This window comes from Cellulomonas chitinilytica, from assembly GCF_016862675.1.
In the GTDB taxonomy this organism is placed as follows: Bacteria; Actinomycetota; Actinomycetes; order Actinomycetales; family Cellulomonadaceae; genus Cellulomonas; species Cellulomonas chitinilytica.
Genome location: NZ_BONK01000010.1, coordinates 20,131 through 33,463 on the forward strand (window position 1 = coordinate 20,131; position 13,333 = coordinate 33,463).

Genomic DNA, 13,333 nt, shown 5'->3' on the forward strand with positions numbered 1-13,333 from the left:
TGGTCGCAGCGCTACGGTCGGTTCCCGTGATCGTCTGGCTCAACGGAACCCACGGCGCAGGCAAGACCACGACCGGTGCGCTCGTGCAGCAGCTCGTCCCGAACTCCCGGGTGCTCGACGCCGAGAAGGTCGGCGAGACGCTCATGGACATCTCGCCGGGACTGCCCGCGACGGACAACTTCCAGCACTGGCCCCCGTGGCGACCGCTCGTCGTGGAGACGGCCCGCCGCGTGCTCGACTACACCGGCGGGACCCTCGTGATGCCCATGACCGTGCTGGTCGAGGAGTACTGGCGGGAGATCAGCGCGGGCCTGGCCCGGCACCGGATCCCGGTCCGGCACTTCGTGCTCCATGCGGACCAGGACACCCTCCGTGGGCGCATCGAGAGGGACCACCCGGTGCCGTCCCCGTTCCGGCTGCGCTACCTCGAGCCGTACGCGGAGGCTGCCCGCACGTGGCTGCACCGGGAGGCCGAGGTCGTCGACACCACGGACCTCACGCCCGCGCAGACCGCCGCGCTGATCGCGGAGGCCGTCCGGGTGTGAGGGCTGGCGCGTCGCCCGCCGGCAGGGCCGCGACGCACGGCGGCCCGGGCGGTCGTCCCGCCCGGGCCGCTGCGATGGTGCGCTCTGGCGATGGTCCTTCCCTGCGCTGGTGCGTGCCGGTCAGCGTGCCCCGGCGCCGGCGCTGACGATCGACTTGACCTGCGAGGACGAGTCGAGCGAGTACGAGTACGGGATGGACGCGACGGACCCGCCGGTCTGACCGGCCGTGGAGCCCACGAACGTGTTGTTGCGTGCGACGAGCGAGCCCGCGGACGACGAGCCCTCACCGAGGTGGTAGGTGTCCGGGGTGTTCTCGAAGTAGTTCCCCTCGACGAGCACGCCGGCCTCCTCGGTCGACGCGACGCCGTACGACTTCACGCTCGAGTAGAGGTTGTTGTAGACGTGCACGGGGTTGCCGAACCGGACGCGCGGGTTGCGCTGCGTCGTGCCGTTGAACCAGTTGTGGTGGTAGGTCACACGCAGGTGGCCGCGGTCCTGGGAGCCGTTGTCGTCGGAGTGGCCGACGAGCGAGTTCTTGTTCTGCCCGTTGAACCGGTTCCACGACACCGTGACGTAGTCCGACGCGCGCTTGATGTCGGCGGACCCGTCGTACCCGGTGCCGAACGTGTTGTGGTCGATCCACACGTTCGTCGACGTCTCGACGTTGATCGCGTCGTCGTCCCACCCGTCGAACGTGAGGTTGCGCAGGATGACGTTCTTCGCGCTCTTCACGTTGAGGCCGCAGCCGACGATCTTGGAGCCGCTGGCGCCCTCGATCGTCTTGTTCGACCCGATGGTCAGCATCCCGGAGCACGAGATCGTGCCGGACACCCGCACGACCTTCGCGGTGGTGCCGGACGCCGCCGAGGTGAGGGCGGACGCGCTGGTGACGGTCGTGACGGAGGCGGAGCCGCCGCCGGTGGTGCCGCCGTTCTGCGACGCCCAGCCGACGAGGCCGGTGGACGGTGCGCTGGTCGGGTTGCTGGTCGGCTCGGGCGAGCTGCCGAGCTTCACGAGCTCCCACTGCTGGTTGTACTGGTTGTTGTCGGTGAGCTGGGTGACGGTCGCGCCGTCGGCGGTGGACCGGTCGGTCACGGTGACGAGCTTGCCGCTGTGGCGGTTGACGAGCCGGACGCGGCCGCCCTCGGAGTCGACGAGCTTGAACTGCTGGTTCCAGCCGTTGCTGTCGGTGTACTGGCGGAACTCGCCTCCGTCGGCGGTGCTCCAGCCCCACAGGTCGAGGACCTTGCCGGAGTGGCGGTTCTGCAGGCGGTACCAGCCGGAGCCGGAGTCGACGAACTTCCACTGCTGCCAGTTGCCGTCGTTGCGGGTCCACTGCTGGATGACGCCGCCGTCGGCGGTCGACCAGTTCGCGACCTCCATGGCCTTGCCGCTCTGCCGGTTGACGAGCACGTAGTACGCGCCGGTGTCGACGCTGGCGGCGGACGCGGGCAGGGCGGTGAGCCCGACGATGCCGGCGGCGAGCGCGACGCCCGCCGCCGTGGCTGCCCACAGCGAGCGGGCGGTGCCGGTGATGGTGCGGATCCTCATTGATCCCCCTCGGGATGAGTGGAGTCGGTACCAGCCCCCGCGGTACCGGGTCGGGCGCGGGGGACCCGTGCGGGCCGGCCGACCCGGCACGGGTGCGTAAGCGCTTTCCACCTGTCGGGGCGACAGTAGGGCGGTGCCTGCGACGAGGGAAGGGGAACCGGTTTCTCGAATCGCTTCACCGTCGGCGCGAACCGCCTCGCGACACGGCGCGCACGCACCGGCACCCATCCACCGACCCGCACCCACCGACCCGCACCCACCGACCCGCACCGCCGGCAGACAGTGCGCAGCGGCCCGCGAGCGGCAGGATCGGCGCATGACCGACTCCACCGGCGCGCGCGTCGTCGCGTTCGGAGACGACGCGCTGCTCGTCGAGGTCGCGGATCTCGCCGCCGTGCGCCGGCTGGACGCCGCGCTGCGCGCGGAACGGGCCGACGGGTCCGGGCCGTGGGCGGCGGTCGTCGACCAGGTGCCCGCGGCGCGCACGGTGCTGCTGCGCACGTCGCCCGGTGCGGACCTGGCCGAGCTGGCGGGCGCCGTCCGGAGCGCCTGGGAGGCGGTCGCCCAGGACGCGGCGGACGGGGAGACGCCGGCACCGGGCGACGCGACGGACCAGGGGTCCGCCGGCGTCGTCACGCTGCAGGTCGTCTACGACGGTGCGGACCTCGCGGACGTCGCGGACCTCACGGGCTGCACCGTCGACGAGGTGGTCGCCCGCCACGCCGCGCCGACGTACACGGTCGCGTTCGGCGGCTTCATGCCGGGGTTCGCGTACCTCGTGGGGCTCGACCCGCGGTTGCACGTCCCGCGCCGTGACTCGCCGCGCGAGCGCGTCCCGGCCGGCTCGGTCGCGATCGCGGACGAGTACTCGGCGGTGTACCCGGCGCAGACGCCGGGCGGGTGGCGGCTGCTGGGGCGGTGCGACGTCGACCTGTTCGACGTGACCCGCACGCCCCCTGCCCTCCTGGCCCCGGGCACCCGGGTGCGGTTCGCGCCGGTGACGAGGCCGGCATGACGGACACGCCGTACCTCGAGGTCGTCGCGCCCGGAGTCCTCACGCTCGTGCAGGACCTCGGGCGGCCGGGCTGGGCGCACGTCGGCGTCGGCAGGTCCGGGGCGGCGGACCCGGCGGCGCTGCGGCTGGCGAACCGACTGGTCGCGAACCCGGAGGGGGCGGCGGGCCTGGAGGTCCTCATGGGCGGGCTGCGGCTGCGGGCGCACGGGCCGGTGGCGGTGGCGGTGACGGGCGCACCGGCACCTGCGTGGGTCGGCAGCACTCCCGTCGGGGAGCATGCGCCCGTGGAGCTGCGCGACGGCGACGAGCTCCGCGTCGGCGCTCCCGGCCGTGGGCTGCGGACGTACGTGGCGGTCCGGGGTGGTGTCGACGTGCCGCCGGTGCTGGGGTCGCGGTCGACGGACGTGCTGGGCGGGATCGGCCCTGCGCCGCTCGTCACGGGGGACGTGCTCCCGGTCGGACCGCCGCCGGCGGGGTGGCCGCTGGTCGACGTCGCGCCCGTCCGGCCGTGGCCTGACGTGGTCGTGCTGCCGGTCGTCGTCGGCCCGCACGCGGACTGGTTCGACGACGGTCTCACCGTCCTGTGCGGGGCGGACGGGTACGCGGTGACGCCCGCGACGAACCGGGTCGCGCTGCGGCTGGACGGCCCGACGGTCGCCCGGGCGGCGGCCGCGCGAGGGCGGGAGCTCCCGTCGCAGGGGCTCGTGCCGGGCGCGGTGCAGGTGCCGCCCGACGGGCTGCCGGTGGTGTTCGGGGTGGACCATCCGGTGACGGGCGGGTACCCGGTGCTCGCCGTCGTCCGGGCGCACGCGCTGGGTGCCCTCGGGCAGCTCCGTCCCGGCGAGCGGGTGTGGTTCGTGCGCGGATGAGTGACGTCGGCAGCGACACGCCGCGACATTCGTCGTACGCCCTGCGCCGGCATGCGGTGGGCGGGACGTAGGTCCCACGGCCGGGCTCGAGCCGGGCATAGAAATTCCCACATCTTGTGGTGCGCATCGGCGAGCACCACACCATGTGGAAGGGGAGCCATGTCAGAGCAGGTCGTCGTGGAGGTCGGCTCGTCGATCGACGAGTACCTGGACCGTCGCGACTGGCGGGTCAACGCCAACGCCAACCAGGGGTACTCCCTGGGCGGTCTCATCCTCAACACCGCGGGCAAGGTCGTCGCGAACTACTGGCTCAGCCACGTCTACCCCGAGGCGGTCGGTCGCGCGCACCGCGAGGGTGACCTGCACATCCACGACCTCGACATGCTGTCCGGCTACTGCGCCGGCTGGTCGCTGCGCACCCTGCTGCAGGAGGGGCTCAACGGGGTGCCCGGCAAGGTCGACGCGCGGCCGCCGAAGCACTTCGGCTCGGCCATCGGGCAGATCGTCAACTTCCTCGGCACCATGCAGAACGAGTGGGCGGGCGCCCAGGCGTTCAGCTCGTTCGACACGTACATGGCGCCGTACGTGCGGCTCGACGGCCTGACGTACGAGCAGGTCCGCCAGGGGATCCAGGAGCTCGTCTACAACCTCAACGTGCCGAGCCGGTGGGGCACGCAGACGCCGTTCACGAACCTCACGTTCGACTGGGTGTGCCCGGACGACCTGCGCGAGGACGTGCCGTTCGTCGCGGGGGAGCCGTGCGACTTCACGTACGGCGACCTCCAGACGGAGATGGACATGGTCAACCGCGCGTACATCGAGGTCATGACGGACGGCGACGCCTCCGGGCGGGTGTTCACGTTCCCGATCCCGACGTACAACATCACCAAGGACTTCGACTGGCACAGCGAGAACGCCGACCGGCTGTTCGCGATGACCGCCAAGTACGGGCTGCCGTACTTCCAGAACTTCATCAACTCGGAGATGAACCCGGGCGACGTCCGCTCGATGTGCTGCCGCCTGCAGCTCGACCTGCGCGAGCTCCTCAAGCGCGGCAACGGCCTGTTCGGCTCCGCGGAGCAGACGGGGTCGGTCGGGGTCGTGACGATCAACTGCGCGCGCCTCGGGTTCCTCAACCACGGCGACGAGCACGCGCTGTTCGACGAGCTCGGCACGCTGCTCGACCTCGCGCGCACGTCGCTCGAGCTCAAGCGGACCATCATCCAGACGTACATCGACGAGGGCCTGTTCCCGTACACGAAGCGGTACCTCGGCACGCTCGACAACCACTTCTCGACGATCGGCGTGAACGGCCTCAACGAGATGGTCCGCAACTTCACGGGCGACGCGTACGACCTCACCGACCCGCGCGGGCACGCCTTCGTCGTGCGGCTCCTCGACTTCGTGCGCGCCCGGATGGTGCAGTACCAGGAGGAGACCGGGCACCTCTACAACCTGGAGGCGACGCCCGCCGAGGGCACCACGTACCGGTTCGCCAAGGAGGACCGCCGCCGCTGGGCGACGATCCTGCAGGCCGGCACGGACGAGAACCCGTACTACACGAACTCCTCGCAGCTGCCCGTCGGGTACACGGACGACCCATTCGAGGCGCTCGAGCGGCAGGACGACCTGCAGACGAAGTACACGGGCGGCACCGTCCTGCACCTGTACATGGCGGAGCGCCTCTCGACCCCGGACGCGGCCCGAGAGCTCGTCCGCCGGTCGCTGTCGAGGTTCCGCCTGCCGTACCTCACGGTCACGCCGACGTTCTCGATCTGCCCCGCGCACGGCTACCTGGCGGGGGAGCACCCGACGTGCCCGCAGTGCGAGGCGACGTGCGAGGTGTGGACCCGGGTGATGGGGTACCACCGGCCCGTGAGCTCGTTCAACATCGGCAAGAAGGGCGAGCACATGGAGCGGCTGCCGTTCCAGGAGCGGGCGCTGGCGCGATGACCGGGCGCACGACGGCAGGGGCCGACGACCTCGCCATCGCCGGGCTGACGCCCCTGTCGTCGTGCGACTGGCCCGGCAGGCTCGTCGCCACCGTGTTCCTGCAGGGCTGCCCGTGGCGGTGCACCTACTGCCACAACTCGGCGATCCTCGACCCCCGCACGCCCGGCACCGTGCCGTGGGACGACGTGCGTTCCCTGCTGGCCCGGCGGCGGGGGCTGCTCGACGGCGTGGTGCTCTCGGGCGGCGAGCCGCTGCGGCAGCCCGCGCTCGTCGACGCGGCGCGGGAGGTGCGCGAGGCCGGGTTCGGTGTGGGCCTGCACACGTCGGGCGCCTACCCGGGCCGCCTCGAGGCGGTCCTGCCGCACGTCGACTGGGTCGGATTCGACGTCAAGGCGCCGGCCCGGCTGTACCGGGCGGTCACGCAGGTCGGTGGCCCGACGACGACCGCGGACGCGGCGTTCGCGTCGCTGCGGCTCGTGCTCGGCTCGGGTGTCGACGTGCAGGTCAGGACCACCGTCGACCCGACGGTGCTCGGGCCGGACGACGTCGTCGAGCTCACCGGTCTGCTCGCCGAGCTCGGCGTCCGCGACCACGTGCTGCAGGAGGTCCGCACGGACGGCACGACGGCCGAGTACCGGGCGGCGCTGGCCGCTGCGGCCGCCGCCTGACAGTCCCCCCGCCCGACGCGCACCTGGGTCTGCTCGTCGGGCGGGGTCCCGTCTGTTTGAATCAGTCGGGGAGGCAAGCCCGTGGACGTCAAGGTGACCAGCAGGGACGTCGGCGACCAGACGGTCGTCGACGTCGTCGGCGAGATCGACGTCTCGACCGCCGACGTCCTGCGCGAACGGCTCCTCGACCTGCTCGACCACGACCGCACCGACCTCGTCGTCGACCTGCGTGAGGTCCGGTTCATGGACTCCACCGGCCTCGGGGTGCTCGTCGGGACCCTCAAGAAGGTGCGCCTGCTCGGCGGGCGTCTCCAGCTCGTGATCGACTCCGAGCGGCTCCTCAAGGTCCTGCAGATCACCGCGCTGCTGCAGGTGTTCACCGTGCACGCCACGGTCGAGGACGCGCTCGCGAGCTGACCGCAGCCAGATCGGCCGGCGGGCGGCGGGTCCCTCCACCGCACCGCCCACCGGCCGGGATCAGGGCGTCACGACTGGGGCGTGAGCCGGTAGAGGACGGACGACTGGCCGTCGGGGGTCGTCGCCTGCGAGATCTCGACGTGCCAGTCGGGCGTCTCGACCCGGGAGATCCGCGCCGGCACGATGCCGTTCTCGATCGGGCCGCTCGGGCGGCCCGCGCCCTCGTCGACGATCAGGTGCGCGGCCGCGTTCACGTTGTCCACCGCGTCGACACCGACCTCGGCGACCCAGGCGTCGTCGTCCTTGTGCGCGGTGATGAGCCGGCCCCCGAGCAACGGGACGTCGGCGGGGAAGTCGGCGGGCAGCCCCACCATCCGCGTCGGTGCGGGCAGCAGGTCCAGGGGCCACGAACCCGCGACCGTCACGGCTCCCGTCGCCGGGTCGAGGAACGTCGCGTAGGCCTGGTACTGGCCGGCGGGGAGCGGGTCTGCGGCTCGAGTGCACGTCAGCAGCCCGCCGGTCAGCATGACGTAGGTGCCGCCCGTGTCCGGTGCCACCCACGAGTACGGGTCGTCCTGCGGCGCCGGCGTCGACACCACGGTCCCGTCGTGCGCCACGACGAGCCGCAGGCCCAACGACCCGATCACGTCCCCGGACGCGATGCCTGCGGCGTTGATCTCGGACCGCAGCTCTCCGATCCGGTTGTCGATCGCCGCCAGCGCCGCGTCGTCGAGCACGTTCCCGTCGCTGTCGGTGCCCCGGCGGCGCGTCTCCTCCAGGGCGTCGCGCTGCGCGACGAGATCACCGGTCCCGATCCCGGCGACGGCGCTGCTGGAACCCGTCACGAGGACACCGGCCGAGAACTTCCGGCCGAGGAGAGGACCGAGCCCCGCGTTGACGTCGTCATCCGGGCCGGCGTGCGCCGGCGCGTCCGCGTCCGCGGTCGGCAGTGCGGCGACGTCCGACCCGCAGGTCCCGGGTGCGGCGTCCGGGTCGGCCGACGGCAGCCGCACGCCGCCGTCCCACGTGCCGCGCGTCAGGCCGAGCGCGACGACGCCCACGGCGCCGGCCGCGACGGCCCCGCGAGCACCCTGGCGCACGACCCGGCGCCGCCGGATCCGCGTCGTGAGCGCACCGACCTCGAACGGGGCGTCGCCGTCTCCGTCGACCATGTCGTGCAGGGTGTGGCTCAGCTGGAGTGTCATGACCGTTCCTTCCCGTTGGTGACGAGCTCGATGTCGACCGTGTCCGCGTCCGGCAGCGGCCCCAGCAGGGCCTCGAGCTGCGCGGTCGCGTCGGCGAGGTACCGCTTGACGGTCCCCTCGGCGACGTCGAGGCGGCGGCCGATCTCCGGCACGGTGAGGTCGTCGTAGTAGCGGAGCACCACGCACGCCCGCAGCCGCGGCCGCAGCGTCATGAGCGCCGCCCGCACGTCGACCCGCGTGCCGCTGGTCGCCTCGTGCCCGGCGACCTCGTCGTCCCGCGCGACGAGGTGCCGCACGGCCGACCAGCGCAGGCGGCGCCGGTGCCCGTCGAGGAACGTCGAGAGCACCGCCTTGCGCACGTACGCCTCCGCGGCGACCGTGTCCCGCAGGGGCCGCCCCCCGCTGAAGCACCGGACGAGGGCGTCCTGCACCAGGTCCTCCCCGGCGCGTTCGTCACCCGTCAGCAGTGCGGCGTACCGCACGAGCGCCCGTCCGCGGACGCGGACCAGCTCGTCGAGCACCTGTTCCCAGGCCGCCATCGGACCTCCCTGTCGTGGCCGTCATGATCCAGGACGACCGGGGAGCAAGAATCGTTGGTCGGGTCCGGTGAGGTCAGGTGAGCGTGAGGGTGAACGGTGCGCCGATCACGGCGTGCACCAGGTCGCCTCCCGTCCACGTGCCGCTCGGCCTCGTCGTCCAGCCGGTCAGGGCGACCAGGGGGATCACGGTGTAGTCGCCGGCCGGGAGGGTGTCGGAGGTGCATCCGACGAGCGGCCCCGCACCACTCTCGAGCCTCATGCCGGCGCCGCGCCCGAGATCCACGCCCTGCACCCAGCCGTCGACCTGGTCCGCCCAGACGCCACCCACGACGACGCCGTGCTGCACCACCACGTACTCGACCCACCACCCGAGACCGGCCCGGATCCGGTCGGGACCGGCGTACGTGAGCCGCCCCGCGACGTCGAGCTCGGTGCCCGCCGGTGCCGTGCTGGGGAAGCGGTCGAGGTCGAGGGAGAGCATGGCGGGGCTGGTCGGTCCGGCGGGCGCGGGGTCGCCGCAGGCCGGCAAGGGTGACGCGGGACCGGCGTCGAACGGGACCGTGGACCACTCGGGCACGGTCGCGTCCGGCGCCTCGCCGACGATGTCGAACGGGACCGCCGGTCCGACGGCCGTGAGCGGCTCGGCGACGGGAAGGGCCCGCAGCTCGTCCAGCGACCTGCCCTGGTACGTCTCGCCGGGCTCGTTGCCGAGCGACGTGACGCCGCCCCACGCGCGCACCTCGTAGTGGCCCGCCGGCAGCGGGCGTCCCGAGGTTGCTCCGTGGCCGTCGTCGCAGACGGTGAGACCGATGGAGCCCACGTAGGTGGTCGGAGGATTCTCTCCCCACCACGCGTCGTAGAGCTCGTCCTCGGCCTCGTGGCCCTGGTAGAGGTCCGCGGTCGCGACGACGACGCCGTCGCGCGTCACGGTCAGCGCAGGACCGGAGCCCGGAACGATGGACAGGAGACCTTCGCCCCCGCCGTCCGCGACCGCGATCCACGACTCGACGGCGAGCGGGTCGCCCGCCTGCGCGGTGGCCTCGGACAGCCGGACCTGCGCCTCGTACCGCTCGCCGACCGCCGGCACGGGCACGGTGTCGGCGAGCGAGCCGCACGACCCGTACGGCAGCGTCGGATCGCCGGACGGCAGGACCACGAGGTCCGGCGTCGGGGTGGGGGTCGGCGTCGGGGTGGCCGACGTGGACGACGCCGACGGCGTGTGCGCGGGCGGCGCGGGGCGGGCCGGGGGGCGGACGGCGTACGCGGTCCCGACGGCCAGGACGGCGATCGCCGCGGCGGAGGCCACCGAGACCGTGACGGCACGGATCCGCCGGCGGTGCCGGACGCGGGCCGCGACCCTGCCGACCGGCAGCTCCTGCCCGGGTGCCCGCTGGGACCGTTCGACGCGGTCGGCGAGCTCGCCGAGCGCGGTGCTCAGGTCACGGTTCATCGCCGGCCTCCGTTCGCGACGGTCGCGACGTCCTCGGTCATGAGTCCCGGCTGCGGGCCGAGCAGCGGTTCGAGCTTGCGACGGGCGTCCGACAGGTACCGCTTGACGGCACCGGCGGATATCCCGAGGCGGTGGGCGACCTCGGGCAGCGTGAGGTCGTCGTAGAACCGCAGGACGACGCAGGCGCGCTCGCGGGGGGACAGGACGGTCAGGGCGGCGGCGACGTCGGCGCGGTCGGCGGCGGCGGCGTGCTCGTCGCGTCCCGGTCCCGCCGCCTCGACGAGGTGCGCGACGGCGTCGAGGCGTCGCCGGCGGCGCCACGTGTCGAGGTAGGCGTTGAGGATCACGCGCCGCACGTAGCCCTCCAGGGAGTCGACGTCGTGCGGACGGCGTCGGGAGAACGCGTTGACCAGGGCGTCCTGGACCAGGTCCTGGGCATCGTGCACCTCACCCGTGAGCAGGTGCGCGTACGCGACGAGGGCGGGGCCGCGCTCGTGGACCAGTCGACCCAGGTCGTCCTCCCAGGTCACCGGCCACCTCCGTCGCGAGTTCGTGTCACACCCGTCATGACGCCCGGGGTATCGGAACGGTTGGGGGTGAACTTGATGGACACCCAGGAGTGCGATCTTCGTCACATCGCCTGGTTAGACTGCCCGGGTCCGACGGCAACGGGGCCGGCGGACAGACGCGGTCAGGGGGGCCACGTCGAACGTCCGAGGAGGATGCATGGTCGAGCTCGGATCCACGAGCCTCACGATCGTCGGTGTCATCGCGGCCCTGGGAGTGGCAGCTCTGCTCGTGGCGGTCGTGCTCCGCCGGCAGGTGCTCGCAGCCGGTGAAGGCACCTCGTCCATGCGCGAGATCGCGCGCGCCGTCCAGGAGGGTGCGTCCGCGTACCTGAGCCGGCAGTTCCGGACCCTGGCGATCTTCGCGGTCGTCGTCTGCGGCCTGCTCTTCCTGCTTCCGGGTGACAGCGGCATCAAGCTGGGCCGCTCGCTGTTCTTCCTGGTCGGCGCGGTGTTCTCCGCGTCGATCGGCTTCCTGGGCATGTGGCTGGCGACGCGCGCGAACGTCCGCGTCGCGGCGGCGGCGTCCGAGCCCGGTGGGCGCGCGGAGGGCGCGCGCATCGCGTTCCGGACCGGTGGCGTCGTCGGCATGTCGGTCGTGGGCCTCGGCCTGGTCGGTGCCGCGAGCGTGGTGCTGATCTACCGCGGCGACGCGCCGTCCGTGCTCGAGGGCTTCGGGTTCGGGGCCGCGCTGCTCGCCATGTTCATGCGGGTCGGCGGCGGCATCTTCACCAAGGCCGCGGACGTCGGCGCGGACCTCGTCGGCAAGGTCGAGCAGGGCATCCCCGAGGACGACCCGCGCAACGCGGCGACCATCGCGGACAACGTCGGCGACAACGTCGGCGACTGCGCGGGCATGGCGGCCGACCTGTTCGAGTCCTACGCCGTGACGCTGGTCGCCGCGCTCATCCTCGGCAAGGCCGCGTTCGGCGAGCAGGGGCTCGTGTTCCCGCTCGTCGTCACCGCGGTCGGTGCGCTCGTCGCGGTGCTCGGCGTGTTCATCACGCGGGTGCGCGGCTCGGAGAGCGGCCTCACGGCGATCAACCGCGGGTTCTACATCGCGGCCCTCGTCGGCGTGCTGCTCGCGGCGGTCGCCGCGTTCGTCTACCTGCCGTCCACGTTCGCCGACCTCACCGGCGGCACCGTCGGCCTCGAGACGCACGACGGGGACCCGCGGCTCATCGCGTCGGCGGCCGTCGCCATCGGCGTCGTGCTCGCGGGCATCATCCTGTGGGTCACCGGCTACTTCACGGGCACGACGAGCAAGCCGACGCTGCACGTCGCCAAGACGACCCTCACGGGTGCGGCCACGGTCGTGCTGTCCGGCATCGGCGTCGGGCTCGAGTCGGCCGTCTACACCGCGGGCATCATCGCGGCGGCGATCTGCGGCGTGTTCCTCATCGCGGGCGGCAACGTCGCGCTGGCGCTGTTCCTCATCGCGCTCGCGGGCTGCGGCCTGCTCACCACGGTCGGCGTCATCGTCGCCATGGACACCTTCGGGCCGGTCAGCGACAACGCGCAGGGCATCGCGGAGATGTCCGGCGACGTGACGCCCGAGGGCGCGCAGATCCTCACCGACCTCGACGCCGTGGGCAACACGACGAAGGCCGTCACCAAGGGCATCGCGATCGCGACGGCCGTGCTCGCCGCGACCGCGCTGTTCGGGTCCTACGCGGACGCCGTGCAGAACACGCTCGCCAGCGTCACGGGCGGCCCGGCCAACGCCCTCGTCGAGTCGATGCTGCAGTACGACATCATCAGCCCGATGACGCTCGTCGGCGTGATCCTCGGCGGCGCCACCGTGTTCCTCTTCTCGGGCCTGGCGATCGACGCCGTGACCCGGGCGGCCGGTGCCATCGTGTTCGAGGTCCGCCGCCAGTTCCGCGACAACCCCGGCATCATGACCGGCGAGGTCCGCCCGGAGTACGGCAAGGTCGTCGACATCTGCACCCGCGACTCGCTGCGTGAGCTCGCGACCCCGGGTCTGCTCGCCGCGTTCGCGCCCATCGCCGTCGGCTTCGGCCTCGGTGTCGGGCCGCTCGCCGGCTTCCTCGCCGGGGCGATCGGGTCCGGCGTCCTCATGGCCGTGTTCCTCGCGAACTCGGGCGGTGCGTGGGACAACGCGAAGAAGATCGTCGAGGACGGCAACTTCGGCGGCAAGGGCTCCGACGCGCACGCCGCGGCGGTCATCGGCGACACCGTCGGCGACCCGTTCAAGGACACCGCGGGCCCGGCGATCAACCCGCTCATCAAGGTCATGAACCTGGTCGCGGTGCTCATCGCCCCGGCGGTCGTGACGATCTCGGTCGGCGACGGCGCGAGCCAGGCCGGCCGCCTCGCGATCGCCACGGCCGCGGCGCTGATCGCGTTCGGCGCGGTCATCGCGTCCCGGCTGCGGGCCGCCCGCGTGGACCGCGAGGGCGGTCTGGAGCAGGAGGCCGCGCAGGCGCTCGCCGCGAAGTCGTCCGTCCCGGCCGACACCAGCGAGATCGACGAGGCCGACGAGTCCGACTCGGCGCTCACGCGCTGACGCACCGCACCTGCGCCCCTTGCCC

At 72.8% G+C, this 13,333-nt stretch carries 12 protein-coding genes; 7 read left to right on the forward strand and 5 right to left on the reverse strand.

Annotation, left to right across the window (positions count from 1 at the left end; all coding sequences use genetic code 11):
- Positions 1–26 precede the first annotated feature (26 nt).
- Complete coding sequence (locus Cch01nite_RS14445) at positions 27–545, forward strand: AAA family ATPase (protein WP_203756303.1); 519 nt, start codon at positions 27–29, stop codon at positions 543–545.
- A gap of 120 nt (positions 546–665) precedes the next feature.
- Here Cch01nite_RS14445 and Cch01nite_RS14450 read toward each other — a convergent pair whose 3' ends face one another.
- The gene (locus Cch01nite_RS14450; RefSeq protein WP_203756305.1) at positions 666–2,096 is read right to left on the reverse strand and encodes a pectate lyase family protein; all 1,431 of its coding nucleotides are present in this window, start codon (positions 2,094–2,096) and stop codon (positions 666–668) included.
- A gap of 316 nt (positions 2,097–2,412) precedes the next feature.
- Between Cch01nite_RS14450 and Cch01nite_RS14455 the strand changes: the two genes are divergently transcribed.
- The 5 genes from Cch01nite_RS14455 to Cch01nite_RS14475 all read left to right on the forward strand — a co-directional run bounded on the left by Cch01nite_RS14455 (position 2,413) and on the right by Cch01nite_RS14475 (position 7,018).
- Positions 2,413–3,111, forward strand: coding sequence for a 5-oxoprolinase subunit B family protein (locus tag Cch01nite_RS14455; RefSeq protein WP_203756306.1), 699 nt, complete (start codon positions 2,413–2,415; stop codon positions 3,109–3,111).
- Complete coding sequence (locus Cch01nite_RS14460) at positions 3,108–3,980, forward strand: 5-oxoprolinase subunit C family protein (RefSeq protein ID WP_203756307.1); 873 nt, start codon at positions 3,108–3,110, stop codon at positions 3,978–3,980. The genes Cch01nite_RS14455 and Cch01nite_RS14460 overlap by 4 nt, the downstream gene beginning before the upstream one ends.
- A 159-nt stretch (positions 3,981–4,139) precedes the next feature.
- Entirely contained in the window at positions 4,140–5,933 is a 1,794-nt protein-coding gene (locus Cch01nite_RS14465; protein ID WP_203756308.1) for a ribonucleoside triphosphate reductase, read from the forward strand.
- Entirely contained in the window at positions 5,930–6,601 is a 672-nt protein-coding gene (locus Cch01nite_RS14470) for an anaerobic ribonucleoside-triphosphate reductase activating protein (protein WP_203756324.1), read from the forward strand. The genes Cch01nite_RS14465 and Cch01nite_RS14470 overlap by 4 nt, the downstream gene beginning before the upstream one ends.
- An 81-nt stretch (positions 6,602–6,682) precedes the next feature.
- A complete protein-coding gene (locus Cch01nite_RS14475; RefSeq protein ID WP_203756332.1) occupies positions 6,683–7,018 on the forward strand; it encodes an anti-sigma factor antagonist in 336 nt (111 codons plus the stop codon).
- 68 nt (positions 7,019–7,086) lie between these two features.
- Here the strand turns inward: Cch01nite_RS14475 and Cch01nite_RS14480 are convergent, their stop codons facing one another.
- The 4 genes from Cch01nite_RS14480 to Cch01nite_RS14495 all read right to left on the reverse strand — a co-directional run bounded on the left by Cch01nite_RS14480 (position 7,087) and on the right by Cch01nite_RS14495 (position 10,742).
- Complete coding sequence (locus Cch01nite_RS14480) at positions 7,087–8,223, reverse strand: hypothetical protein (protein WP_203756334.1); 1,137 nt, start codon at positions 8,221–8,223, stop codon at positions 7,087–7,089.
- A complete protein-coding gene (locus Cch01nite_RS14485; protein WP_203756336.1) occupies positions 8,220–8,762 on the reverse strand; it encodes a sigma-70 family RNA polymerase sigma factor in 543 nt (180 codons plus the stop codon). The genes Cch01nite_RS14480 and Cch01nite_RS14485 overlap by 4 nt, the downstream gene beginning before the upstream one ends.
- Positions 8,763–8,835: 73 nt before the next feature.
- Positions 8,836–10,212, reverse strand: a complete 1,377-nt coding sequence (locus tag Cch01nite_RS14490) for a hypothetical protein (RefSeq protein ID WP_203756338.1) — start codon at positions 10,210–10,212, stop codon at positions 8,836–8,838.
- Positions 10,209–10,742: a SigE family RNA polymerase sigma factor gene (locus Cch01nite_RS14495; RefSeq protein ID WP_203756340.1), complete on the reverse strand. Its 534-nt coding sequence runs from the start codon at positions 10,740–10,742 to the stop codon at positions 10,209–10,211. The genes Cch01nite_RS14490 and Cch01nite_RS14495 overlap by 4 nt, the downstream gene beginning before the upstream one ends.
- Positions 10,743–10,938: 196 nt before the next feature.
- Here Cch01nite_RS14495 and Cch01nite_RS14500 point away from each other — a divergent pair, with 196 nt between their 5' ends.
- A complete protein-coding gene (locus Cch01nite_RS14500; protein ID WP_203756341.1) occupies positions 10,939–13,308 on the forward strand; it encodes a sodium-translocating pyrophosphatase in 2,370 nt (789 codons plus the stop codon).
- Positions 13,309–13,333: the final 25 nt, after the last annotated feature.